Here is a 25,642-nt window from a genome sequence, read left to right as displayed (position 1 = left end):
CCGATTGAAGAGAGTCGAGGTTTAAAGATATGAAGAAATCAGTGTACATGGCGGAGATGGATGCTTTTACCTATCGGGAGAAGCTCGCTGAAAACCCCGTCGTGTTCGTACCGGTAGGCGCGCTTGAGCAGCACGGCTCGCATATGGCGATGTGTGTTGATGCGTACCTGACCAAGGCTATGGCTGGTGCTACCGCCGAGCGGGTGGGTGGCATTTGTGCAGAACCTATCATCTATGGCTACAAGTCGCAGCAGCGCTCAGGTGGTGGCTTCCATCTGACAGGTACCACAAGCCTTGATGGTTCGACGCTTATCGCCATCGTGCGCGATATTGCTCGCAACCTGGTGGAAGATGGTGCCCGCAAGGTAGTGTTCATGAACGGACACTACGAGAACTACCAGTTCGTGTTTGAAGGCGTCGATCTAGCTCTGCGCGATTTGCGTGCAAAAGGCATCGAAGACGCACGGGTCATGCTCATGTCATATTGGGACTTCGTTGATGACAAGACCATCGAAGAGCTCTATCCCGAAGGATTTACCGGCTGGGATCTGGAGCATGCAGGTGTTATGGAAACATCGCTCATGCTTTTGCTTTATCCCGACTTGGTAGACATGGATCGCATTGACCCTGAGCTCTACACAGGCTTGCCGGCAGTACTTCCCAACTACGACATGCTTCCCATTGTTCCTGAGTACACACCCCCATCGGGCTGTTTGTCTCATCCCGGTGCATCGACTCGCGAAAAAGGGGTCATTCTTCGTGATGTTGCCGTAAAGAACATGGTAGCGGCAATTGAGAAGGAATTCGGGCTATCTAAGTAAGCGCCTGCTTCGGGGGGCGGCGTGCGAACCGACAACCCACCATCACACGCTTAAGGGGAAACTATGAGTGATAAAGAGTATACCGATATTAAAAAACAAGATAACGAGACGGGTGAAATTGATCCTGAGGCAAAACAGGACCAAGCAAACCGTCTCGGCCGTAAAGTAAGCCATGACTTCATCATCCGCGGCATTGCTGTGGCGGTTGTTGCAGCATCGCTTCTGGTGGCCATCGTAAGTCCTGAGGGATTTATTGTCGCAGTGGACAACATCCGTACCTTCGTAACACAGTACTGCAGCTGGTGGATCGTTCTTATGACGTTCCTTTGCTTTGCAGTATGCGTGTTTGTTGCATTCTCGAAGTACGGCAAGATTCGTCTGGGTGGCAAGGATGCTCGCCCGGCGTTTTCGTACTTCTCGTGGATTACGATGCTGTTTGCCACCGGCCAGGGTGTAGGCCTGGTGTTTTGGGCCGTTGCTGAGCCGCTGTGGATGATGGGCGGCATGGCCTATGAGCTGCAGGATTCTGTGTTTGCTGGCGACATGGCGCTTGCATGGACGTACTTCCACTGGGCACTTCCGGCATGGGCAATCTATGCTGTGGTGTCGCTGTTCTTGTCGTATAGCCGTTACAACATGAAGAAGGACAATACCTTCCGCGGCTCCATCGAGAACCTGTTCGGCGAAGGGGCCCTAAGCCGCGTTGTGGGCATCATCGTCGAGGTTCTGGTGGTTTTGGCAACCATCTTTGGCCTGACCACCTCCATTGGTTGTGCTTCGTATCAGTTCGTTACTGGTCTGGGTCAGGTGTTTGGCCTTACGTCGAGCACGGGTCTGTTGGTTGGCACCGTCTGCTTGTTCGGTGGCTTAGCCACGCTGTCGGTGTGGCTTGGTGTGGTGAAGGGCATCAAGAACATCTCGAATATGAATGCTATTCTGTCCATCGTGTTCATGATCCTGGTGTTCATCTTTGGCCCGACGCTTTACATCCTAGGCGTGCTGCCTGAGTCGCTGGCTGTGTTCGTTGACCAGTTCTTCATGATGAGTGGCTACACCGAAGCCGTAAACTTGGCCGATGGTATTGCTTCCTTCGGCGAGTCGTGGCAGGCATTCTGGTCGTTCTTCATCTTCTGCTGGTGCTTCGCGTTTGCCACGTTTACCGCGGGCTTTATTTCCACGATTTCTCTCGGGCGTTCGCTGCGCGAGTTCTTGATCGGCGTTGTGGTTGTGGGCGCATCGATCTGCATCGTGTGGACTGTCATCGTTGGTGGTTCTGGTGTGTGGGCTTCCATGACTAACCCGTCTATGATCGAGGCTACTATGGCCGACAGCTCTATGGGTCTGTTCGCTACCATCAACTCGATCCCGAACGTCACGAGTATCCTGGCTGTTATCGCCATCGTGCTTATCGGCGGCTACATGGTTACCTCTGTTGACTCTGGCGTTATGGCACTGACCAGCTTCGTGTCGCCTGCTGCGAAGGAAAGCCGTACATTTAAGGCCGTGTTGGCACTGTGCATCACCGCGCTCGCTGCTGCGTTCGTGCTCACCGCCGGCCAGGGCTTCTTGACCACCATTCAGTTCGCAACCGTTGCTGGTGGCGTTCCGTTTAGTGTTGTGGTCGTGCTCATGGGCGTGCAGTTCTTCAAGTGGGTGCGTCATGACCCGCAGCTGGTAGAGCTGGGCGAGGCAACTCCGTTTGCCGAGGACTCGCGTGAAGCGCGTGAACTGCGCGAGTGGGAAGCAAACACCGTTGAAGCTCGTGCTGCACGCGAGGCGGCAGCGGCGGCAGCGGCGGCGAAGTAGCCCTCATCTGTCCGTTCGCGGGCGGTTATGTCCGGGCTCTTACAGCGCAGGCTGAAGGGGTCATGTTGACAGGCCGCCCGCCCGATTACATAAGGTTCGTACTGCCCCGAAACAAGCGGGTGGTGGGATGCACCCCATGCGTCCCACCACCCGCTTTTACGCTATGTAGTATATATGGCGTATAGAGCGTTGCTTGTGGTATGTGGCGATGCGTAAGTTTGTTTTGTTCGTACTTACGGCAGCGGAACCGGAACCCATTCGTCGTGATTGCAGATCCATGCTTGCGGACTCTCCACCGAAAAAAACGTGAGCGTAGGGTCGTTCGGACCGTTGTAGTGCTCACCGAGCGCGGTTAAGTGCTCGTATCCCGCTTGGCGGATGTTGTCATTTGCGCAGTCTTTCAGTCCAGCTATGCCGCGCAGAATAAGCCAGCCGTGCCCTGGCCACCAGCTGGTTGCTTCAAACCGCTGGTTTTCCTGCAATTCTTCCCAAACGTCTTTCGTGGTGGCGGTGCAAAACCAGATTTTGCCGTCTTGTTCGGCGGCGAAGCTGAAAGGACGCACATGTGGCTGATCGCACACGCTGGTTGCCAGGTACCAGGCGGGTACGCTGGTTAAGTACTGCAGAATAAGCTCGTTTCCGGTAGGGGGTGTGGTCATGGTGGTTTCCTATCTCCTTGTAGAGTCCTTTTCATAGTACGAAGCTGCGCGTTACGCTGCAGCCATGAATGCGTTTGCGACCAACACGCAGACAAGCAACAAGGCTGTCATTACCACAGCTACGCCATCGCGCGGTGCGAAGGCGAGCGGATGGAGTTTCGTGCGGCCGGCACCACCGTGATAACAGCGCGCATCCATGGCCTGCGCCAGGGTTTCCGCATGGCGAAACACGCTGGCGAACAGCGGAACCATGAGCGACGACAACATGCGCACGCCGCGCACGGGGCTGCTTCCCAATGTGGCACCGCGGCTTACCTGCGCATGGTAGGTCCAAACGAGCTCGCTTGCGAACTGCGGCATAAAGCGTAGCGCGATTCCTAAGATCATGCCCAGCTCATGTGCAGGTACGCCGATGCGTGCAAGGGGTGAAAACAGCCGTTCGAACGCCTCGGTAAGATCAAGGGTGGTGGTGGTCAGCGTAATAAGGCTCATGCCCATCATCATAAGGGCGAGCCTGCAGGCGACAAACAGAAACCGACGTACACCCTCTTCAGTGATATGGATGAACCCCACCTGAACGAGCGTGGCTCCGCCGTCGATCATGAAGAGGTTCAACACCGACGCGAACACAACGATAATCATGAGCGGGGCGAGTGATTTCACTGCATTGACTGCGGGAACGCGCGCGATCGCGTACAGCATCGCCACGAACGCAGCTATAGCAATCAGCGCCAGCGCGCATTTCGCCAGCAAGATAATAACGATGAAGGCAAACCCTAAGGCAAGTTTTATGCGGGGGTCGACTCGATGGAGCGCGCTTGATGCAGGGTAGTAGCTTCCGAATGAGAATGCGTTTCCCATCAGGCACCTGCCCTGTTGGAGTTTGCCAGGTGTGCTAAAGCGTTTGCGATCGTAGCTTTGTTGTACAACACGTCATCGCGCAGAGGCACGCCACGAGTGCGCAAGGTGTTGGCCAGGCGTTGTGCGGCGGGAACGCCTAAGCCCACGTTGTTCATGCGGTCGGCGTCTGCGAACACGTGCGCTGGCGTGCCAAGACAGAAGAGTTCGCCTTCTTTCATTACAGCGATGCGATCGCAGCAGGCGGCGAGATCGTCCATGCTGTGAGACACCATGACAATCGTTAGACCCTGCTCATGTAGAGTGCGTATCAGTTGCAGGAAATCGCGACGCGATGCTGGGTCGAGGCCGGCTACGGGCTCATCGAGTACGAGTACGCGTGGTCGCATGGCCAGCACGCCTGCGAACGCTACGCGACGTTGTTGGCCGCCGGACAGTTCGAAAGGGCTAGTCGCTCGCAGTTCGTCATAGTTTAGGCCCACTCGCTCAAGTGCCTCTTGCACGCGATTGTCGACGTCAGTTTCGGAAAGGCCTAAATTGCGTGGGCCGAATGCGACGTCGGCGTACACCGATTCCGCGAACAGCTGATGTTCGGGATATTGGAACACCACGCCAACGTTTGCGCGCACGCTGGCAGCAGCTTTCTTATTGCTGACGTCGGTGCCCATCACCATCACTCGGCCGAGTGTAGGATGCAAGATGCCATTCAGGTGTTGGATGAGGGTTGATTTTCCCGATCCGGTATGTCCGGCAAGTCCCAGAAACTCGCCTTCGGAAACGGTAAGGCTAACGTTTTTCAGGGCCCATACGGCATCGGGGCTGTTGCCCCAGTCGGCGAGTTTTTCATGCGTGTTGTTGGACTTCCGCTTCCGCTTGGCCTTGGGGGCATCGTAGGCGAACGACACGTGCTCGATATCGGCAATCGTGTTAGCCGCAAGAGCAGGGTCGTTGGATTCGGCAGGGCTACCTGATGGCGATAGCTCGGCGTTTGTGAACTCGCTTTCGACGCTGAAGAGGGCGTTTGTGGGGGATGCACTCGGGGCGTCGTCGTGCGTTGTGCTGTCAATCGTTGTCAGCGAGGGGTTGTGGGGCAGCAAAGCGGCCAGGCTATCGGCCAGTTCGGCTTCTCCTACGCACGTGGGCACGGGTACACCAAGATGTTGCAGGGTTTGTGACATGTCGCACGCGAAAGGGGCATCGAGGTTCAGCTTCCCTAGTACATCGGTGCGCGAGAGCACATCATCAGGCGTTCCTTCCAGTACGATGCGCCCGGCATCAAGTACGACAACCCGGTCGGCTTCGGCGGCTTCCTCCATGAAATGCGTGATCATGACGATGGTCATGCCGGCGGCGTTCAGTTCTTTGCAAACTCGCATAAGGCCCGATCGTCCGCGAGGGTCGAGCATTGCGGACGCTTCGTCGAGTACGAGGATACGGGGGTGCATAGCGAGCACCCCCGCGATGGCGACACGCTGCTTCTGTCCACCGGACAATGCATGTGTCTCATGTTGTTCGAATCCGGAAAGCCCCACTTCACGCAGGGCCGATGTAACCCTTTCGCGCAGCTCGTTGGTGACAACTCCTAAGTTTTCGGGTCCGAAGGCTACGTCGTCTTCAACGAGGTTTGCCACCAGTTGATCGTCGGGGTTTTGAAAAACCATGCCACACGTCGACCGCACGACGTAGGTCTTGCGAGGGTCACGCGTGTCATTTCCGTCGATGAGAACCGTGCCTGTATCGGGAATAAGCAGGGCGTTCAGGTGCTTGGCGAACGTCGACTTGCCGCTACCGTTTCCGCCGAGCACACAAACGAACTCGCCGGCACGGATACGCAAAGTTACGCCGTCAAGCGCATTACGCTCGCCGTCGTAGGAAAAGACAACGTCGGTGCACTCAATGAGGGGTTCCATGCTCTAACGGCCTTTCACCTGGTTTTTCTTTGGGGTGATCATGTTTGATACCGCCTTGTACACGACAATGGTCAAAACGGAGTTCAGGGTAGCTTTGATCAGGTTAAAGGGCAGTACAGCGGGCAACATGAGTGGCATGATAACATCGGGGCTGCCATACCAGAACCACACGCCGATGGTGAGGTTCGAGGCGATAGCTGCCAATACCACGCATACGATACCGACAATCAGGCCGATGATGGCACCACGCATGGTGCGCACTTTCGAGTAGATAAGCGCCGCAGGCACAACGTACGCCACGCAGGCAACGGAGTTCATAAGTGCGCCCACCCATTCGCCGGTGATAAGGCCGTGGATAACAGACGCGAGAACGCCAATAACCACACCCGACGTAGGTCCGTACGCAAATCCGCTCACCATAGCGGGTACAAATGACGGGTCATAACTTAGAAAAGGTGCAGCGGGCAGCAGGGGAATTTGGGCGAACTGCAACAAGGCCGATATAGCGCACATAAGGGCCATGGTGACCATCTGACGTGTTGACCAGCGGTTTGTGTTTTGAAAATCGAGATTCTCGTTGTAAGGGGAAGCCATAAGGCACCTTCTTTCTCGCGAGGCAGCAATAAGATGAGGGTGTTTCTTCGCCTCGCTCGAAAAGAAACAAGCCCGTATGAATTCCTTCATTCGGGCTTGTCATTCGCGTTGCTATCAGATTCGGCACCTGGCTTTTGCCGGGGCGCGTTTCGAGCCATGCGCGAACTTCTGCCTCTTCCATCCGGACTATGACCGTTGGTTCCGGATTTTCACCGGATCAGCCTGCTGTACATCGCGCCTAACTCGAGAATTCGAACCGGGCACGAATCGCAGCAGGGTCGCGGACTTCTGATGTGTAGCCAGTACATTGTCGACTCATCAGTTACCGCCAGTGGGGATTTTCGCCCCGCCCTGAAACAGAACTCATGCACCGCCATTGTAGTTGCTTCCCTTGTTGCGCGCAAGCAGCTTCTTGATGAGCATAATCCGAGCACTAGCCGGGGTTGTATGTATGCGCTCTATCTCAAATTTTCTTGTCTGCTAGAGGGTGTTTCCTTCTGTATGCGGTTGCATGACGAAAATTCATGCCGTTAATGAAAATTTCTCAATTGTTAACAATAACAGGCGGTGTTGGTCCCTATAATGCGGAAGGATATTGAAACTGCCTGAAGCGTTTGGGGGAGCGCCCTTCGATGAAAGATGAGTGCTCGCGCGAACGCTTTTGGCGTGTGTTAGCCGAGCGCGCTGCCGATAAGCCCCGCGTTCATGTTTTTGCAAGGAGGCGCAAGGAGTGGATTTCCTGTATTCGTTTTTCGTTGAGCCATTCACGAGCTTAGGCTCGGGGTTGGCCGAGGCAACCGGCGCGGCCGATGTGGTGTCGGCTATCGACGGTTTTGTGTGGGGCCCTATCATGATCATGTTGCTTTTGGGCACGCACGTATTCATGACGTTCCGCACGCGTGGTATCCAGCGCAAGATTCCCCAGGGCATTAAGATGTCGCTGACCAAGGACGAAGGCGCTGGCGACGTGAGCCCCTTCCAGGCGCTCACCACGTCGCTTGCGGCCACCATTGGTACTGGTAACATCATCGGCGTAGGTACGGCGCTTATCGCTGGTGGCCCGGGTGCTATCTTCTGGATGTGGATCACCGGCGTGTTCGGTATTGCAACGAAGTACTCCGAAACGTTTATTGCTGTGAAGTACCGCGTGAAGGATCACAACGGCAATATGCTCGGCGGTGCTATGTACGCGCTCGAGCGCGGGTTGAAGAACAAGGCGCTCGGCAAGTTCTTAGGCGTGCTGTTTGCTGTGTTTGCCGCTATCGCCGCGTTCGGTATTGGTGCTGCGGTGCAAACGAACTCGCTTGCCAGCACCATTAAGGACACTGTGGGCGAAACCGACACCATGAACTTGTTCGGGCTTCAGACTTCGCCCATGCAGCTGATCATCGCTATTTGCGTGACCATCCTCATTGCTATCGTGGTGCTTGGTGGTATTAAGGTTATCTCGCAGGTGTGCGAGAAGCTTATCCCCTTCATGACTATCTTCTATGTGGCAGGCTGCCTGATTGTTATCGTTATGAACGGCGCATACTTCCTGTCCGCTGTCGCCCTTATCGTGCAGTGTGCGTTTAGCCCGCAGGCGGCCATGGGTGGTGCGTTCGGCTCGGCTGTTGTTGTTGCATTGCAGAAGGGCTGCGCGCGCGGTTTGTTCTCTAACGAGTCTGGCTTGGGTTCCTCGCCGCTTGTTGCTTCCGCAGCGGTGACGAAAAACCCCGCTAAGCAGGCGCTCATTTCCATGACGGGCACCTTCTGGGACACCGTGGTGGTGTGCGCTATCACGGGTATCGCGCTCGTGTCGTCGATTTTGGCGAACCCCGCCATTATGGACATGTACCTGAACAATGGCGACCTCACCTCATCGATGCTGGTTACGGCTGTGTTCGACCAGATTCCGGTTGTCGGCACCATCATCTTGTGCTTGGGTTTGGCAATGTTTGCGTACTCCACGTCGCTGGGATGGAGCTACTACGGCAATCGTTGCGTCACGTACCTGTTTGGCAAGCATGCCATCAAGCCGTACCAGGTTATCTTCTGCTGCATCTGCTTCGCCGGTGCTGTTGGTGTGTCGGGTTTTGTGTGGGACATCGCCGACATCACGAATGCGCTTATGGCCATTCCGAACCTCATCGCTGTGCTTGCTCTTTCCGGTGTCATCGCCAAGGAAACGAAACACTATGTGTATGACGGTAATATCGAAGAGGTCTACGACGTAGAAATCCCCGTTATCGAGAGCAAGTAGCTGCTCGGCAACTGTACGCAAACAATCAGACAGACAGCTTTGCCTTATCTGATCTTTCAAACGCCCGGGGCACACGGCTCCGGGCGTTTGTTATGCTGTGTGCGAAATGGCGCGAAGCTTAGGTTCGGCTTGGGCTTATCGCGTGAGTAGAAACGAAAGCAAAGGTTCGGTGCATGCGATGGCCGATACGAAAAAGATCGCGATCATAGGTGGGGGAGCTGCCGGTTTGGCGACATCCATTGCCGCCGCGCGGGAGGCAAAGCGAAGGGGTGTGCCCGCAGACGTAGTCGTGTTTGAGCGGGATGACCGCGTAGGCCGCTCCATTTTGGCCACAGGCAACGGGCGGTGTAACTTCTCGAATGCGAATCCCGATGCTGCGTTCTATCATAACGCTTCGTTTGTGGGCGCGGTGTTTGAAGCCGTTGAGCGAGAGTATACAGAGGGCGGAAACGTTACCTTGTCTGGGGGTTTTTCTCAAAACGCAGTGCTGCGTTTCTTCGACGGCTTGGGGCTTTTATGGCGTGAAGAATCCGAGGGACGCCTGTATCCAATGGCGAACAAAGCGACAAGCGTGCTTTCTGTGCTGCGCGACGCCATGCGTGCCTTGGGCGTGCAGGAAGCACCATCACAGCGTGCCGTACGCATCGATGTGCCCGACCGGAAGGGCGGGCGCTACCATGTGCGCTTCGATGATGGGCGCGTTGAACACGCCGATGCTGTTATTGTGGCGTGTGGCGGCGCGCTGGCGCGCGGGCTGCTTCCCAAAAGTGTGCCTATGTGCGATGCAGTACCGGTGCTCGGTCCGCTGGCTACCGACGGTCCGGTGAAAAGCCTCGACAACATCCGTGTGAAATGTGTGATAGAGCTGCACGGCGCAGATGGGCGCGTGAAAGCGCGTGAGACGGGCGAGGTGTTGTTTCGAAAGTATGGCGTGTCGGGTATCGCCGTGTTCAACGTGTCGCGCGTTGCTGAGCCGAAAGACGAACTTGTTCTCGACTTTCTGCCGCAGGTTCCTACTGAAGACTGTGAGGCGTTTTTGGTTGCACGTGCTCGGCGCTTGCGCGAAACCTTCGGGGAAGATGGCGCACACATGGGGCAGTTGCTCTGTGGCATGCTGTTGCCGCAGGTGGCAGACGTGTTGCTGCACAGCGCTGGAGTTGATGAACGCGATCAGGTCTCCGGTGAGCACCTGCGTGCGCTCGCTTATGTGCTCAAGGGATTTCGGCTCACTGTGCGCGGCATTGGTGATGCGCGCCAATGCCAGGTGCATCGCGGGGGCGTGCTAGTTTCTGCGGTGGATGACAAAAGCTTGCAGGTACAAGGGTTGCCGGGGCTGTATGTTGCTGGTGAAGCGCTCGATACGGACGCGCCCTGTGGTGGCTTCAACTTGCACTGGGCGTGGGCAAGCGGGCTTTTGGCGGGGTGCGCTGCCGCGCGTTCGACATTGGGTGCTTCACGTGGTGAGAAAGGTGCGTCATGCTGATTGAAGCGTCGAATGTGGCGTTACCGCTCGATGCTGGCCTTTCCGGTCGGTCGGGTGAGCGAGCGCTGAATATGGCTTGCGCGCGGGCGGTTGGTATGCCACAGGACGCTATTCGTTCGGTTCGCGTACTGAAGCGCAGTGTGGACGCTCGCAAGAAGCGTGACGTTCATTTTGTGGCAACGCTGCTCGTGGACGTGTGCGCAGACGATATTGCTGCTGTGCACCCTGCACGGGGTGTGAACGTGAAACGACACGAGCCCACGCCTTTGCTGCGCGCACCCGATTGCTCGACGGTTGCTGATGCGCTAGGGTTTTGCTCTCCGGTGGTTGTTGGTATGGGGCCGGCGGGGCTCTTTGCGGCGCTGTATTTGGCTGAAGCTGGGTTGCGTCCGCTTGTTATTGAACGCGGAGCGTGTGTTGAGCGCCGTCAGGCGGCGGTAAGCGCGTTTGCGGCAGGCGGCGAGCTTGACGAGCAGACCAACATCCAATTCGGAGAGGGAGGTGCTGGTGCGTTTTCCGACGGCAAGCTGACTACGGGAACGAAAAGTCCGCACATCCGTCATGTGCTGCAAACGTTTGCCAGCGCGGGTGCTCCAAAAGAGATTCTCTGGCAGGCGAAGCCCCATATTGGCACCGACATTTTGCCCAGCGTCGTTCGCAACTTGCGGCAGCGCATCATCGCAGCAGGTGGGTGCGTTCGTTTCGATACGCAGCTGATTGGTATGCGCGAGGAAGGTGGTGCGCTTGCCTCAATTGAGGTTGCTCACACTGCGACGGGTTCCCGCGAGGTAATTCCCACAAGCGCGGTTGTGCTCGCATGTGGACATTCGGCGCGCGACACGTTCGACGTGCTGCACGATGCAGGCGTGTGCATGGAACGCAAACCGTTCGCCATGGGCGTGCGTATTGAGCATGCGCAGTCATGGCTGAATACTGCGCAGTATGGTCAGGCAGCTGCGCATCCGGCGCTGGGAGCGGCCGACTACAAGCTTGCGGTTCACTTGCCGAGCGGTCATGCGGTGGTCGCGAAGAGAGAAAAAGACGGTGGGGTAGCTGCTGGGAAATCTGCCGAAGATACTCGTGCGCTTGACGGCCGGGGAGTGTACACCTTCTGCATGTGCCCTGGTGGGGAAGTTGTTGCAGCAGCCAGCGAGCGTGGTGGCGTGTGTGTGAACGGCATGAGCCGCTTTGCGCGCGATGGAGCTAACTGCAACAGTGCGCTTTTGGTGGAGGTGCGTCCCGACGACGTGCCCGGCGAGTGTGTGCTTGCAGGTGTGGAGCTACAGCGGCGCGTGGAGCGCGCTGCTTACGAGGCGGCGGTGCGCGCAGGTGGCGCACCGTACACTGCGCCGGCTCAAACGGTGGGCGACTTCCTGCACGCGCATCGGGCGGCTGCATCTCGCGGTCGTTTCCCTGAGCAGGAAGTTCATCTGTCGGAGGGGGACGTTTCTCCCACGTACCCGCGCGGTGTGGTGCTGTGTGACTTGCATAATGTGTTGCCGAAGCTCATATGTGATGCCATTGCCGAGGCGCTGCCGCTGCTCGACGCGAAGCTACCCGGCTTCGCGAACCCCAATGCATTAATGACGGCGGTCGAAGCCCGAAGTTCGAGCCCTGTGCGTATCGTGCGCGACGCAAACACGCTTCAATCGGTATCGGTTGCGGGGCTGTATCCTTGCGGCGAGGGTGCGGGCTATGCGGGCGGCATCATGAGTGCTGCATGTGATGGGCTGCGCGTAGCCGAGGCTGTGTGCGCATGCGTCGGCTAGCATCGCGCGCCGCAGGCTTCGTGCGCAGTCAGCCGGTGCTGTGTTGCGCGTTTGCGGCGGCTGTTCTGTCGCAAGTGGTTTCTCCCCAAGGTGCGCAGGTTGCTGGGCTCATTGATTGGCAGGTGATAGGTCTGCTTGCGTGCTTTATGGTGTGTACGGCGGCGCTGCAACAGGCCAACGCACTTTCGTGGCTGGCATTTCGTCTGGTGAGGGGCGACATGTCGCTCAGTACGCTCATGTTGTCGCTGGTGCTGCTACCATTTTTTGCGTCCATGGTGGTGACAAATGACGTTGCGCTGCTGGCGTTCGTTCCGTTCGCGTGTGCGGTACTGCGCGCCAGCGGTGAGCAGCGACTGGTTGTTCCCGTGTTGGTGCTGCAAACGCTTGCGGCGAATATGGGTAGCATGGCTACGCCGTTCGGCAACCCGCAAAACCTGCTACTGTTTAAGGGGTTCGGTTTAGACGCGGCAGAGTTTTTCGTCGTGGTTATTCCGTATGTGGGGCTATCGTTTGTGCTTATCGTTGTGTTTTGCTTGGTAGCGGGAAGATACCGTGCGGTGAAACCATTTTGCGGGCAGCTTCCGCTCGTAGATGTTCGCAAAACAGCCGCTGCTGGTGTACTGTTTGCGTTGTGTGTGGCAACCGTGTTCGATGTGGTGCCGCTTAGCATGACGCTTGTTTGTGCAGTCGTGTTCGCGTTGGCGTGTGACGGCATCGAGCTGCTGCGAAGTCGAGAGTGTTTGGTTGTCATGAGTGATAAAGGTGGCAAACCGTTGCAAGGTCGAGGTCGGGAGCAAAACGAAACTGTAAGCAGTGATGGTGGTGGACCGCTGCGAAAACGAGAGTGCGGTGACGTTGTGAGTGGTAGCACGCTCATTATCGCGCGCATTGATTATGCGTTGTTGCTCACGTTTGCGTGCTTCTTCGTGTTCTCGGGAACACTTGCGGCCTCCGACGCTGTGCGGCAGGTGTTGTCCGGTGCGCTTTCCGAGCACCCGTTCCTCATTCCGCTTGCAGCGAGTCAGGTGATCAGCAATGTTCCCGCAGCGGCGCTGCTCATGCCGTTTGCTACCTCGTGGCAACAGCTGGTGCTAGGGGTCGACATCGGTGGGCTGGGAACGCCAGTTGCGTCGCTTGCGAGCCTAATCACCTTAGGGATCTATCGAAAAGAGGGTTGCGGCTCCACTGCACGGTTTCTGCGCGCATTTTTGTTGGCGAACGCCGCACTTCTCGCTGCCAATTGTGCCCTTTGGCTGCTGCTGAGCTAATGGCTACTCTTCGATAATCATAACGAAATTCTTGCGTGTGGTGATTTGCCAGCTTCATCTGCGTGCGGCCGAATACACTGCCTGTTATTGGCTGGCCCATGGGAAGTAATCAATCATGCCGTGCCGTGCTCTAGATCTGTTTCACCCGATTTGCGAACTCTGCTGCGTGATGCGGTGGTAGAATCGGTCGCAGTTGTAATGATGGCATGATGGGATGCTCCGGGCGCGGAGCAGGTGCCGTTTTGAGGCGTGTTTACGTATGCGGACGCTTTCGAAGGGCATTCAGGGGAATGCGGGTGAGAATCCCGCGCTATACCAGTAACCGTAAGAGCCGATGAGACGACAAGCTGCGGGCACGCAGCCGCTTCAGCGAAGGCGAAGTCGGAATACCTGCCCATCGTACGTAGCCCTGGAAGAGAGGTCCCGATGAGTATCGGCTCTGTCTGTGTGCGCTCAAACGAGCACAGCACGCATCCCTGTACTGTTTTCCGCAAAGCAATTGCGCTGTTCATGGCCCTTGTGCTTGCGGTGTCGATGACGCCGAGCACGGCATGGGCAGAAAGCACCGACGAAGAGTTCGCCCGCAGTGCGACTGATGATGTTGCTGCAACAGCCGCAACTACGGCACTGCTCACCGCGCAAAACGCTAGCGAAGCAGGTAGCGGCAGCTCGAACACCCCTGCCGCCGATGATGAAAGCGTGTCACGCGATAGGGTGGCCGCCAGCGAAAACTCGCAAGATGACAGCGCCCAAAATGGTGATGATGTCGCCTCGGGATTTGGTGATACGCAGACCACACAGGACAGCGAGCAGGCTTCTGTAGATGGCTCAACACCTGTTGCCACCAACGACAATGATGTGTCAAAAGACATGACGCAGCTGAGCGTTGGCGCAACCGACGAAGTGGCTGAAGGCGAAGCGCAGTCTGCGCGCGTCTCAAGCATTGTCGCAACATGCTCGGTGATTGGCGCTGACGCTGGTGGGAACGAGCAGGTTTGGGCCGCTTCGGAGTCGTATGCGCTAGAACAGGGCTCAAATGCTGCCGATCTAACCAAGGCGCTGTTCAAACAACATAAAATCGATGCGGATTACTCCATGGGACAGTATGGTTTCTATCTCGAAACAATCACGTCTCCGTTCGATGCTGGTGTGACGCTTGGCTACGACGCTTCGTCGGGCAAGTACTGGCAGCTGTTCGTGAACGGTGTGGTTAGTGGCGTTGCTGCTGATGCAGTCAACCTGCAGCCGGGCGATAACGTGGTTTGGTATTACTCCAGCTGGGGTTCGACGGCACCCGTCGATCAAATGAGCATTACGTGTGAAGTAGTTGGCCAAGACGATCAGGGGAGTCCCCAGACGTGGGCAGCTCCTGTGCGTTTGACGTTGCCTGCAGGTTCAATGGCTTCCGATGCGTTCAAAGCGTTATTTGAACAGGTGGGGTTAACGGCGAATATCGGCGATGGGTGGTTTTTGAACTCCATTACATCTCCCTATACAGGAAAGGAGCTTGGCAGCAAGGAACTCTCGAGCGGGCTTTGGAGTTACTGGCAGTTCTTCACCAATGGAAGCTTAGCCAGCGTGGGAGCTGCGAGCTACGAGCTCAAGCCGGGCGATACTGTTTCGTTTTGCTATGGGTCAGACGGGGTTCTTCCCAATCAAGTTTCCGCTTCATGTAAGGTTATTGGGCTTGATGCCAGCGGCAATACGCAAGTGTGGGTTCCTGAGAAAAACTATGTCATGACAGAAGGGGCCACTGCTGCCGATCTTTCCGAGCAGGTTTTCTTTACGAATGGGTTGAATCCTACGGTGGAATATAGCCAGTGGGGGTTCCATTTGATCGGGATTAAATCTCCCTTCGATGAGAACGTAACGCTGTTTGAAGAAAGCGTCGCCCCGTATCGTTATTGGCAGCTGTTCGTGAATGGCAAGCCGTCCGGTGACGGAGCAAGTGGTTACGAGTTACATCAAGGCGACAGTATTGTTTGGTGCTATTCCACGTATGGTAGCGAGTTGTCCGACTCTGACGAAATCGTCGTTGACCCTTCCGCTTCTCGTCCGAGCTTCGAATCCGCATGGCCAGGGTTTGCCAATGGTCTTGCGGGTGGTACGGTTTCCAATCGCCCAACACCTACAGAGTCTGCGGAGCTTTCTTGGGCATATAACTATAAGGGTGACGAGCAATACCCGAGCGCGTCGGATCCTCTCATCGTCAATGGCGATGTGTACTTGGTTGTGTCAGGTGAACTGCGAGTTATTGACACTACCACAGGGGCAGTCAAAGTTGCGAACGGGAAAGAGCTGCGTGCGAAATTGGGTGCAACGAACGGTTACTTCTGTCGTCCAGTGTACTCTGAGGGTATCATTATCGTTCCTTTAGACAATGGTAGTTTAGCTGCGTTTACCGCCGACACGCTCACATGTGTATGGAAAACATCCCCGCTTCCTACAGAAGGTTTCTCGTTGAATTATCAGGCTCTTTCCTCGTTAACGGTGTCGAATGGCTGTGTGTATGCGGGATTCACCATGCTTGGAGCTGATTATTCTGGCACGGTGGGAACAAGGGTGTGCGTGCGATTGTCCGATGGCTCGAAGATATGGTCGAAGACAGTTTGCGCTGACGAAGGCGGCGCGGCAGGGTACTACTGGGCGGGCGGTGCGGTATCCGGATCCGATATCGTGATCGGTGACGAAAACGGCGATGTCAGCCTCATTGATGGCGGTAAAGGTGACGTGAAGTCGACAGTATCGGTTGGGGCAAAATGTCGGTCGAGCGTGATTCCTGTTTCTGGAGAAGAAGGAGCCTTCTTAGTTGTTTCTTACGATGGCGTGCTGCATAAGATTGTTCGGTCGAATGACAAACTGACAGTTTCCGGCAAGGTGAAATTCGCATCATACGCAACGTCAACTCCGGCGGTTTCTAACGGTAAAGCATTCGTGTGTTCTAAAGATGCCGAAGGTTATGGCGCTCTCTTTATCATAGACCTAGCGACAATGGCTGTTGAGAAAACGGTGCGCGCTGGCGAAGGGTTATCGCAAAGCGCTCCGCTCGTATCGGTTCAAGGTGATGGTACGTATGTATATTTCACCTGCAATGCGTTGCCTGGTGCGGTGTATGGTTACAAGGTGGGATCCGATGCGGCCTACAAGCTCTATGAACCCGATGTTGACAAGCAGAACTACTGTATGTCATCGGTAGTTGCCGACGAAAAAGGAAATCTCTACTACACGAACGACTCGGGGCATTTGTTTGCTTTGACAGCGAAACCTGGCGTGCGAGTAGACTTTGATTCTCGGGGTGGATCATACGTTGCTTCGTGCTATGTTGCGCTGGGTGGTAAGTTGGTGAAACCAGGTGATCCAACGCGCACCGGCTACACGTTTGGCGGGTGGTTCTCGGATGAAAAATGCGAGGCTCCGTGGGACTTTTCGACGTCGCTTAACGAGGGGCAAAAGCTGTACGCGAAATGGGTCGCTAATGCTTCCGATGATGCGCCGGGCGGAACACCGCCCAGCACGCCGGGTGATGTTGGTGGTGACTCGAATGGCGGCGTGGGGTCGCTTGGTGGCGGACACGTGCCGGCATTGCGTGCTCCGCTGACGCCCGATCAGGCGGCGGCGTTGAAGGATGCCGAAGACGATGCTGGTGTTGAAGCTGCCGATGAGGCCGGTAAAGATGTCGCATCTGAGCATGCGCGGTCAGGTACGGCTGCTAAGGAGAAGTCTGCCGATGCTGCCGTTGGGGCAAGCGTGCTGAATGAAGGAAACGAAACGGGTGTTACGCGTGAGCTCAATCCGGTTGCGCTTGCTACGTTGCTTGCCGGATTGGCAGGCTTGGGCGGCGCGCTCGTGTTCCTGTTGGGTTGTCGCCGCAAAGACGACGAAGAACAGAAATAGGAAGGCGCGCGCATGGTCGACGAAAAAAAGGATGCCATCCCACACGAGAAAAACTTGCCTGCTAGCACCATTATCGAAGGCGAAGTGTTGCGTGACATCGCGACTTCAACAGACAATGCGCTACGTAACGCGGTAACGTCGGCAAACGCTGCTGTCGACGCAGGTGGGTCGCACGATGTGTCCCGAAGTGTCTCAGCGTCAAAGCGCGGTAGGCGCTCGCGAACGGTGGCCGCCGTTGTCGTGGCGGTTTTGTCGGTTGCTGTCATTGGGCTGTCATCAGCGTTTTTATTCCAGGTGCCTGATTCGCCCGGTGCTGCCGACATGCCGGAACAAAGCAAAGCAGCAGCGCGCTTATCTGCCGACTCCGACGCGGTAGACGCTGGTAGCGATGTCGCAGACGATAATGGTGAGACAGACCCCAATGCCAACGATGCCGACGTCGATGCTACCGACACCGCAGACGATACAAACGGCGGCGCTGCATCTTCATCGGATGTGCCTGTGGGTGCGGGCGCATCCACAGGAGCGGGTTCGTCCGGCGCATCTGGTGCGACTTCTTCGTCATCTGGCGGTACGCCATCTACGGCGGGTGGTGCTCCCGCAGCACCCAATCAGTCGGCAACTGTTACTGTGTCGGTCGGTGTGAGCGGGTCGGGGTACGGCAACGTGTCTGGAGGTGGTACCTTCACGTTCGAGCGAGGTGCCACCGCATACGACGCGCTTATGGCGTGTGGGTTGTCGGTGAATGCGTCACAGAGCCAGTATGGCGTGTACGTGAGTGCCATCGGTGGTTTGGCCGAGAAGGAGCATGGCGGTACCAGTGGCTGGGTGTATTCCGTCAACGGCGTGGAGCCTGCAATGTCGTGCAGCGCATACGTGCTCGCCGACGGCGATGTTGTACAGTGGCGCTACGTTGCCTAGCGGTGCGCGCGATATGCAACGCGGTGCTTTTTCCGACGCCGGTCGGGGTGCGTGCGCGTGCTTCGACGTGCTTCATCCTGTTGTTTTGCTTGTGTATTGGCTGGTGCTACTGCTCGTTGGTATGCTTGCCTTCCAACCGGTTGTCACGGCGTTGTTCTTCGCCATTTCCCTTGCCCAAGGCGCGTTAATCAGGGACGGAAGGGAAGTAGCTCGTTCGCTCGCATGGCAGCTTTCCCTGGTGGCCGTTATTGCGGTTGCAAATCCGCTTTTTTCCGCATCGGGTTCAACGGAGCTTTTCCGCATTGGATTTCGTGCGGTCTATGCGGAAAGCTTGCTCTATGGCACGTGTATGGGGTTCGCTCTCGTTGGCATGCTCATCACGTTTGCGAACGCCGCGCGCGTGCTGTCGGCCGATAAGGTTATGCAGCTGTTTGGCGGCGTTGCCCCTGTTGTTGGGCTTATGCTGTCGATGACCATGAAACTTGTTCCCCAGCTCGTTCGTCAAGGTCGCGTTATCGACTCGGCGCAGCGAGCGTGTACGTCGGCGCGTCCGCACCGCACGCTCAGTCGACGCGAGCGCATGCGCGATGCATTTCGTTTGTCGAGCGTTCTTTTGGGATGGAGTATGGAAGACTCGCTTACTACGGCTGACGCTATGAAAGCGCGCGGGTGGGGTGCTGCAAAACGGCGCACAGCGTACGTGCGCGAACGCTTCCGCACTGTTGATGCGCTGGTGCTTGTCGCACTTCTGATAGTAGCCGCTGCAGCGGCGCTGATGTGTTGGCAGGTATGTCGCGCGTTTTCGTTCTATCCGGTTGTTTCTGGGATCGAGCCAGTGTGGTATTGCGTGCTGTTTGCGTTGTATGGAGCGCTACCGTTTTTGTGGGTTGCGGGCGTGAAGGCGAAGGAGCGTGCGCTATGAGCAGTGAATTGGCGCTTGAACTGCGGGAGTTTTGCTTCTCGTATCCCGAACCGCCCGATGATCAAGACGGGTTGTCTGACCTGCGGAAAGGCGCGGGCGAACGGCTGGAAACAGCTGGTGTTGGCCCCATTAATTGGTGTGTGTCACACGGCGAGTTTCACGTGCTAACGGGCGGCACGGGTAGTGGCAAGACGACGCTTTTGCGTAGCTGCAAGCCCTCGATTGCGCCTATGGGTCGCCGGTCGGGCGACTTGTTGGTTTTGGGGCAGCCGATCGAGCATTTGAGTTGCTTTGAAGCGGCGGCTCGCATTGGGTATGTGGCGCAGAGCCCCGAAAGCCAGATGGTGTGCGATACGGTGTGGCGTGAGATGGCGTTCGGACTGGAGAACGTAGGGGTTGCACCCGACGTTATGCACCGCCGCATTGCCGAAGTGGCGCACTTTTTTGGTATCGAGCCGTGGTTTCGCCGCCGTGTTGACGAGCTGTCCGGCGGTCAGCAACAAGTGCTTGCGCTCGCTAGTACCCTGGCGCTGCGACCGAGCGTGCTGTTGCTCGATGAGCCTACATCTCAGCTTGATCCTATAGCCGAGAAGACATTTCTTCATGCGCTCTTCCGTGTAAACCGCGAGCTTGGTATGACCGTGGTTGCTGCGACGCACTCGCCTGAGGCTATGCTGCCGTATGCCACACACCTGGCTCATTTGGCCGACGGACGTGTTTGTGTCCAGCGTGCGGAAGGCTCGGTGTCGAAAGGCCTGCATGGCGCATTCGGCAACTGTCCGGAAACCGCCTACACTGCTGCGGCGTCGGCTGTTTCTGCGCCTTTGGCAGCCACCCGAGTTGTCGTTGCCACCCACGCCGATACTGACGCCACCGACGTCGCTACCACCCACGCCGTCGGCGTCACCACCCACACCGATGTCGCCAGCCGAGCCCACGCCCACGCCACCCACGCCGATGCTGACGCCATCATCTGTCGCGATGTGTACATGCGCTACGATCAGTCCGATTTTGTGCTACGTGGGCTTGACCTGCGGGTTTTAGAAGGGTCGGTGCATGCACTCATCGGCGGCAACGGATGCGGTAAGACAACGCTGCTTCATACTGTTGCACACATCGTGCGTCCAGTGCGCGGACGAGTGGAAAACCGCCTGCATGATTCCCAGGCGCTACTTCCGCAGAACCCGAAAGCGCTGTTCGTGTGCGACACCGTGCTCGATGAGCTGCGTGAATGGCAGCGTGGTGCAGGATACAGCGATGCCGCCATTGACAAGATGCTTGCCTCCATTGGTTTAACCCATCGCGTGAGTGCCCACCCGTATGATCTATCCGGCGGACAGCAGCAGCTGCTCGCCTTGGCGAAACTGCTGCTCACGAACCCCAGCCTGCTACTGCTCGATGAGCCGACAAAGGGTCTCGATGCTCCGTCAAAGCTACTTGTGGCCACGCTTGTTACCAACTATGCTCGTGCGGGCGCTACGGTGCTTCTGGCCACACACGACTTGTCGTTTGCGGCGCGCGTTGCCGATAAGGTAACGCTGTTGTTTGACGGACAGAGCGCATGCACCCAGCGCGCCGACGAGTTCTTTTCCGACAATCTGTTCTACCGTCTGCCTGTCGATGAGTTCGCACGTCTGTGGGATGCTCGCACAGCGGCCGCAGCAGTAGCTGACGGTACGGAAGATCATGCAGCAGCTGACGGTGCGGAAGATCACACGGCAGCCGACGGCGTGGAAGATCGAGCGTCGGCGGCCGATGACGCACAGGTGGTTGAGGAGGAAAGCAGGCTTGCGGAAGAGCATGCGACCACGTGTGAGCGTGTGTCAATGTGCGGGTGCGCGGGGAATCGCGAAAAGGAGCGCCCATGAACCGCACTTTCCGCTTCTGTATGCGCGCCGCTGAGCCTGTGGTACTTGGCTTCGTGCCTGTATCTCTGGTTGCGTGCGCGTATGCGCAGATTGATCAGACGGCGGCGCTCACTCTATGTATTGTTGTCGCAGCGGTGGGACTCTTCTTTGCGGGGTTTGAGGTAAGCCGTCCTGCGTTGCGGCAGATCATGCCTACGGTGGTACTCGCGGCGCTCGCTGCTGCTGGTCGGGTGCTGTTCGCGCCGGTGCCCGACGTGAAACCGGTGTCGGCTATTTGTATTGTGGCCGGAGCGGTGTTCGGCCGACGATGCGGCTTTATGGTAGGCGCGCTCGCGGCGCTGGTGTCGAACTTCTTCTTTGGGCAAGGCCCGTGGACTCCTTGGCAGATGTACGCGTGGGGTCTTGTTGGGTACGTGGCTGGCGTACTGGCACGTACGGGTGCGTTTAACCGAACGTCCGTTGTGCTGGTGTACGGCTTCGCGTCGGCGCTGTTGTACGGGATGCTGCTGAACGGGTGGTATGTTATTGGCTACGTGCATCCCATCACGTGGCCGGCGGTTGTTGCGGCGTTTGTGGCAGCCGTTCCCTTCGATTGCATTCACGGTGCGGCTACGGTTGCGTTTTTGGCGGCACTCTACGTGCCGTGGCGTGCCAAGCTCGAGCGGATCAAGCGGAAGTACGCGCTCATGTAGGACAATGGGGACGTAGGCTAGTGTCCCTCATAACAGGACAACGGGGACGTAGGCTATTGTCCCTCATGACCCAATAGAAGAATCCGAGTTCCCAGAGCTTACATCAACGCCGCCTGCACGCAGCACCACAGGCTTTTCTCCTGTGCAGTCGACCACGGTTGAGGCCAAGCCGCTTTTCGGCGCAGCGTCGCACAAAGCGCATCCTACTTGTTGAAGCAGGGTGGTATCTAAATCGTCAAACTTTCCTGTGTCGGCGTATCCCGACAGGTTCGCGCTGGTGGTGGCAAGAGGCGATCCTACGGCGTCAATGAGCGCGAGGGTAATGTCGCTTGCGGGCATGCGCAGGCCAACGCTGCCCGATGGAGAAACAAACGCACGTGGTACCGCATCCGATGCGCGCACAATGAGCGTTAAGGCTCCGGGCCAAAAACGTTGCGCTAGGTCATGCGCGTAATCGGGAATGTCGAGTCCGTAGCGGTTAAGGTCGAAAACACCTCCCACTAACCACGCGATAGGCTTGCCCGCATCGCGTTGCTTCAGGTCGTAGAGCGCGCTAAGGCCGTGCGCATGCATCACTGAAACACCCAACCCATATACGGTGTCGGTAGGAAACACCGCTGCCTTGCCGGCACGCAGCCACTGCACGGTTTCGTCAAATGTGTTCACTTGTGGGTTTAAAGCGTTGCTCATCAGGCTCTCCTGGCAGTTTTACAGGTAGCAGTTTCGCGGACTTGCGTCAAACGATTGTACCACCCGCACCTCTCTGAACGTGGTTTGCCCTCGAGCTTGGCTGTGCGGTCGCGTTATCATGCTTGTCCGTCCCGCAGACGAAGCTACAGCTTCGTCTCGTTGATAAGGTGGATAAGGTCTTGTGCTCTCGTATATGGAGGGTATAATACATGCAAATTGCATGTATTATAAGGAGTGTAGTATGCCGGCCTTGCAAGTAAGAGAATTCCCTGAAGACCTTTACGAGGAGTTGCGTGTTTTCGCAGCTCGCAATCATAGAAGCATCGCGCAACAAACCGTCGCTTCGGTTGAGCAAGCGATTCGTGGGTGCCACCAGGCGCAGTGTGCCTCCGAGCGGCGAGGGTCGTTTACCGTAGAGCCCCTTGTAGAGCGCGAGGCCCGCAATGCCAAGCGTGAAGAAGTTTTCCGACGAGCCCGCGAGCGACAAAGCAAACTATGCGGCGCTCTTCCCGAACCGTCCACCATGCTCGCCGAGGCTCGCACGGAACGCGATGCGCTGTTTGGTGAACTCGCTGCAGACGTAGCAGGAGAAAAACGATGATTGTGCTGGATGCGAATGCCGCCCTTGCCATGGTCATGGGAACGGAATACGGGGAAGCGCTCGAGATACTGCGTTTGAAAGACGAGCGAATCGCAGCGCCAACGCTGCTTGTGAACGAAGTCACGCATGCACTTACGAAATATGTGCTCGGAAAACACCTGACGCCTGAAGAAGCAATTGATTGCGGGCGGGATGCTGTCGCTCTTGTTGATGATTTCTACGACGATGGCAACCTTTGGGTCGAAGCTATGACTGAGTCGGTCAGGTTCGGTCATTCATCCTATGACCTGTTCTACTTCATACTGGCGCGTCGTTTGGGTGCCACTCTCTTTACGGTTGACAAAAAACTTCAGTCTCTCTGCACCGCTAACGGTGTGAATTGTCTCTGGTTGGATACTGCATTCTAGGAAGACAAGCAGAGAAATGCAAAGCGCATGTGCGACGGCATCGCGAGTGAAATAAAGGAGCTCTGCCACGACTGATAATGTTGTGTCTGAGAATAACGATAGAACGCCTCGAATGGTCAGGTCGCATGACGTGTCACTGGACGCCGAATACGCGAAATGGATTCGCGAGATCAAGCGTCGTTATCGTGGCGCACAGGTAAAGGCAGCGGTTAAAGTCAACTCCGAACAGCTCCTGTTCAACTGGGAGCTGGGACGAGACCTTGTCACACAAAGAGCCGAGGAGCGCTGGGGATCCGGCGTTGTCGAGCAGGTGAGCCTCGATCTGCAAAGCGAGTTTCCGCATGCCAAGGGATTCAGCACTACAAACTTGTGGTACATGAAAAAGTGGTATCGGTTTTATTCCGATGGAACTGGGGACGCATTTCTCCAACAGCTTGCTGGAGAATTAGAGGCCGTGACTCCTTCCTAGCTCGAACAAGTTGGCAGCGTGGGAGCGAAGAAAAAACTCCACCAGCCTGGTGGAGAAATGGATTCGGCGGCCTCTGTGCAGCTGGATCAAGTCGCCAGCGTGCCAGATAATGAAACACTGCACCAGCCTGGTGCAGAAAAGGAGGATAGATTGAGCTATTATACGCACCCCCCCGTTCTACAAAGTCCAGAAAAACGTCCGCACCCCCAGTGTTGCATTAATATTTGCAACAACTCAGAATTACTCAGCGGGGTTGTTGACTTCATGGCATATTGTAAAGCGTCACGTGACATGATACACTGCATTGCAAGGAGGTGCTATGATTCGGACGTTTGCTGACGCGGATTCTCGAGAATTGTTTGAAACGGGCTCTTGCCAAAAGCTGCCTCCGGACATTCAGCGCCGTGCGTTGCGCAAGCTCGAGTATGTCGACAATGCGGTGGCTCTTCTGGATTTGCGACTTCCTCCTGGAAACAGGCTTCATGCTTTGAAGGGCAATAGGGAAGGACAGCATGCCATTTCGATTAACGATCAGTGGCGTATATGCTTCCGCTTTATGTCCGATGGTGTTTACGACGTTGAGGTTTGCGATTACCACTGAATCGAGGGGCATTATGTGTGATGAAATATGTCTAAGAGAAGACGCCCTACTCATCGGTCGTGCGCCTATTCATCCTGGCGAGTTTCTTCGGGAAGATTACATGCCGGAACTTGGTTTGAGTGTGGCAGGGTTGGCAAAGCGGCTTGGTGTTACGCGTCAGACGGTGAACGAGATCATTCGTGAGAAGCGGGGTCTGAGTCCTGAGATGTGTCTACGACTAGGGCGGTTGTTCGGCACCACTCCGCAGTTCTGGATGAACATGCAGCAGAAGGTTGATCTGTGGAACTCGATGGAACTACACAGCGAAGACATCAAAAAGGTGGCGCCGCTGGAGGTGCCCGAGTTAGCAAAGGCTGTGGGATAGTTACTTTTGCATCAAAGGGCGTTTGCCGTTCTTCCAGGGGTTCGACTCTTTCAGAAAGGCTGGTGTCTCCGTCTTACAGGTTGACGTGAATTAGATCGCGTGGACTTGCTGGGTTTATAGAGTGGTATCGGTTTTATACCAATGAAACTGGGGGCACATTTCTCGCGCTGCTCTGCACGTACCGGTTGCACAGCTGCAAACAGACTCGGTCTTGGCACCCACTCAAATCCCCATTTGGTATAATTACGCGCGTTAATCATCGAATGCGCACCCGTCTTGGCACCCACTCAAATCCCCATTTGGTATAATCCATGTGCTGCAAACATAACTGATGGGTAGTCTTGGCACCCACTCAAATCCCCATTTGGTATAATTACGGAAATGGGCGTTGTTATTCCGTCGTTGTCTTGGCACCCACTCAAATCCCCATTTGGTATAATCCATCAGGCAACGCGATAATATCAGCGTCCGTCTTGGCACCCACTCAAATCCCCATTTGGTATAATGACGTGTCGCCTGGTGCCTGATGGGTCAGGGTCTTGGCACCCACTCAAATCCCCATTTGGTATAATCGTCCTGTTAAGTCCGTAGATGAATACGGGGTCTTGGCACCCACTCAAATCCCCATTTGGTATAATTTGCAGCGGTATCAAAAACGTCCGGCGTATGTCTTGGCACCCACTCAAATCCCCATTTGGTATAATTTTGGTGAAACTGAATATATTACAGACTCGGTCTTGGCACCCACTCAAATCCCCATTTGGTATAATCCGCTGCGCTAAAGCCGGTCGATGAGCTTGGTC

Annotated in this window: 21 protein-coding genes, 1 CRISPR repeat array and 2 riboswitches (1 of these 24 cut by a window edge); of the genes, 16 read left to right on the top strand and 5 right to left on the bottom strand. The window is 56.3% G+C overall.

The genetic code is table 11. The features are described 5' to 3' along the window. Window positions 1–29 precede the first annotated feature (29 nt). Complete coding sequence (locus tag G7Y43_RS02095) at window positions 30–821, top strand: creatininase (protein ID WP_165043560.1); 792 nt, start codon at window positions 30–32, stop codon at window positions 819–821. Window positions 822–884: 63 nt separating this feature from the next. After that, window positions 885–2,627, top strand: coding sequence for a BCCT family transporter (locus G7Y43_RS02090; protein WP_165043558.1), 1,743 nt, complete (start codon window positions 885–887; stop codon window positions 2,625–2,627). Between the two features lie 233 nt (window positions 2,628–2,860). Here G7Y43_RS02090 and G7Y43_RS02085 read toward each other — a convergent pair whose 3' ends face one another. The 4 genes from G7Y43_RS02085 to G7Y43_RS02070 are packed head-to-tail and all read right to left on the bottom strand — an operon-like array spanning window position 2,861 to window position 6,648. Beyond that, a complete protein-coding gene (locus tag G7Y43_RS02085; protein WP_165043556.1) occupies window positions 2,861–3,286 on the bottom strand; it encodes a pyridoxamine 5'-phosphate oxidase family protein in 426 nt (141 codons plus the stop codon). A gap of 51 nt (window positions 3,287–3,337) precedes the next feature. Beyond that, entirely contained in the window at window positions 3,338–4,147 is an 810-nt protein-coding gene (locus G7Y43_RS02080) for an energy-coupling factor transporter transmembrane protein EcfT (protein WP_165043554.1), read from the bottom strand. Next, window positions 4,147–6,054, bottom strand: coding sequence for an energy-coupling factor transporter ATPase (locus G7Y43_RS02075; protein ID WP_165043552.1), 1,908 nt, complete (start codon window positions 6,052–6,054; stop codon window positions 4,147–4,149). Before G7Y43_RS02075 ends, G7Y43_RS02080 begins: the two co-directional genes overlap by 1 nt. 3 nt (window positions 6,055–6,057) lie before the next feature. Beyond that, on the bottom strand, window positions 6,058–6,648 hold the full coding sequence (locus G7Y43_RS02070) for an ECF transporter S component (RefSeq protein ID WP_165043550.1): 591 nt from the start codon (window positions 6,646–6,648) through the stop codon (window positions 6,058–6,060). Between the two features lie 165 nt (window positions 6,649–6,813). Then, a riboswitch (FMN riboswitch) is annotated at window positions 6,814–7,011 on the bottom strand. A gap of 487 nt (window positions 7,012–7,498) precedes the next feature. On the opposite strand from G7Y43_RS02070, the gene G7Y43_RS02065 reads away from it, so the two are divergent. The 9 genes from G7Y43_RS02065 to G7Y43_RS02025 all read left to right on the top strand — a co-directional run bounded on the left by G7Y43_RS02065 (window position 7,499) and on the right by G7Y43_RS02025 (window position 21,707). Further along, window positions 7,499–8,890, top strand: coding sequence for a sodium:alanine symporter family protein (locus G7Y43_RS02065; RefSeq protein WP_165043790.1), 1,392 nt, complete (start codon window positions 7,499–7,501; stop codon window positions 8,888–8,890). A 178-nt stretch (window positions 8,891–9,068) separates the two neighbouring features. Beyond that, the gene (locus G7Y43_RS02060; protein ID WP_165043549.1) at window positions 9,069–10,373 is read left to right on the top strand and encodes an aminoacetone oxidase family FAD-binding enzyme; all 1,305 of its coding nucleotides are present in this window, start codon (window positions 9,069–9,071) and stop codon (window positions 10,371–10,373) included. Further along, a complete protein-coding gene (locus G7Y43_RS02055) occupies window positions 10,367–12,142 on the top strand; it encodes an NAD(P)/FAD-dependent oxidoreductase (RefSeq protein ID WP_370514628.1) in 1,776 nt (591 codons plus the stop codon). Before G7Y43_RS02060 ends, G7Y43_RS02055 begins: the two co-directional genes overlap by 7 nt. After that, complete coding sequence (locus tag G7Y43_RS02050; protein WP_165043547.1) at window positions 12,130–13,410, top strand: SLC13 family permease; 1,281 nt, start codon at window positions 12,130–12,132, stop codon at window positions 13,408–13,410. The genes G7Y43_RS02055 and G7Y43_RS02050 overlap by 13 nt, the downstream gene beginning before the upstream one ends. 238 nt (window positions 13,411–13,648) lie before the next feature. Continuing rightward, window positions 13,649–13,823: riboswitch (cobalamin riboswitch) on the top strand. Between the two features lie 13 nt (window positions 13,824–13,836). Continuing rightward, window positions 13,837–17,304 (top strand): DUF4430 domain-containing protein, encoded by a 3,468-nt coding sequence (locus G7Y43_RS02045; protein WP_165043546.1) that lies wholly within the window; start codon window positions 13,837–13,839, stop codon window positions 17,302–17,304. Window positions 17,305–17,316: 12 nt separating this feature from the next. After that, entirely contained in the window at window positions 17,317–18,225 is a 909-nt protein-coding gene (locus G7Y43_RS02040) for a DUF4430 domain-containing protein (protein WP_165043544.1), read from the top strand. 13 nt (window positions 18,226–18,238) lie between these two features. Further along, entirely contained in the window at window positions 18,239–19,147 is a 909-nt protein-coding gene (locus G7Y43_RS02035; protein ID WP_165043542.1) for an energy-coupling factor transporter transmembrane protein EcfT, read from the top strand. Next, on the top strand, window positions 19,144–21,015 hold the full coding sequence (locus G7Y43_RS02030; protein ID WP_241158111.1) for an ATP-binding cassette domain-containing protein: 1,872 nt from the start codon (window positions 19,144–19,146) through the stop codon (window positions 21,013–21,015). Before G7Y43_RS02035 ends, G7Y43_RS02030 begins: the two co-directional genes overlap by 4 nt. Then, the gene (locus tag G7Y43_RS02025) at window positions 21,012–21,707 is read left to right on the top strand and encodes an ECF transporter S component (RefSeq protein WP_241158110.1); all 696 of its coding nucleotides are present in this window, start codon (window positions 21,012–21,014) and stop codon (window positions 21,705–21,707) included. The genes G7Y43_RS02030 and G7Y43_RS02025 overlap by 4 nt, the downstream gene beginning before the upstream one ends. Before the next feature lie 63 nt (window positions 21,708–21,770). On the opposite strand, the gene G7Y43_RS02020 is transcribed toward G7Y43_RS02025, so the two are convergent. Beyond that, window positions 21,771–22,397, bottom strand: coding sequence for an L-threonylcarbamoyladenylate synthase (locus G7Y43_RS02020; protein ID WP_165043540.1), 627 nt, complete (start codon window positions 22,395–22,397; stop codon window positions 21,771–21,773). Between the two features lie 241 nt (window positions 22,398–22,638). On the opposite strand from G7Y43_RS02020, the gene G7Y43_RS10585 reads away from it, so the two are divergent. The 5 genes from G7Y43_RS10585 (at window position 22,639) to G7Y43_RS01995 (ending at window position 24,839) form a co-directional block, all read left to right on the top strand. After that, complete coding sequence (locus G7Y43_RS10585; protein WP_206215072.1) at window positions 22,639–22,998, top strand: argininosuccinate lyase; 360 nt, start codon at window positions 22,639–22,641, stop codon at window positions 22,996–22,998. After that, entirely contained in the window at window positions 22,995–23,405 is a 411-nt protein-coding gene (locus tag G7Y43_RS02010) for a type II toxin-antitoxin system VapC family toxin (protein ID WP_165043538.1), read from the top strand. The genes G7Y43_RS10585 and G7Y43_RS02010 overlap by 4 nt, the downstream gene beginning before the upstream one ends. A 112-nt stretch (window positions 23,406–23,517) precedes the next feature. After that, window positions 23,518–23,874 (top strand): DUF1016 N-terminal domain-containing protein, encoded by a 357-nt coding sequence (locus G7Y43_RS02005; RefSeq protein ID WP_165043536.1) that lies wholly within the window; start codon window positions 23,518–23,520, stop codon window positions 23,872–23,874. A gap of 319 nt (window positions 23,875–24,193) precedes the next feature. Continuing rightward, window positions 24,194–24,475: a type II toxin-antitoxin system RelE/ParE family toxin gene (locus G7Y43_RS02000; protein WP_165043534.1), complete on the top strand. Its 282-nt coding sequence runs from the start codon at window positions 24,194–24,196 to the stop codon at window positions 24,473–24,475. Continuing rightward, window positions 24,387–24,839: a HigA family addiction module antitoxin gene (locus G7Y43_RS01995; protein WP_241158109.1), complete on the top strand. Its 453-nt coding sequence runs from the start codon at window positions 24,387–24,389 to the stop codon at window positions 24,837–24,839. Before G7Y43_RS02000 ends, G7Y43_RS01995 begins: the two co-directional genes overlap by 89 nt. Before the next feature lie 208 nt (window positions 24,840–25,047). Further along, window positions 25,048–25,642: a CRISPR direct-repeat array (repeat unit 36 nt; unit sequence GTCTTGGCACCCACTCAAATCCCCATTTGGTATAAT); it runs 33 nt beyond the window's last position.

Source organism: Adlercreutzia sp. ZJ138 (genome assembly GCF_011038935.1).
Taxonomy (GTDB): Bacteria; Actinomycetota; Coriobacteriia; order Coriobacteriales; family Eggerthellaceae; genus ZJ141.
Note: the sequence above shows the minus strand (reverse complement) of the source record. Positions and strands in the feature narration are given on the sequence as shown.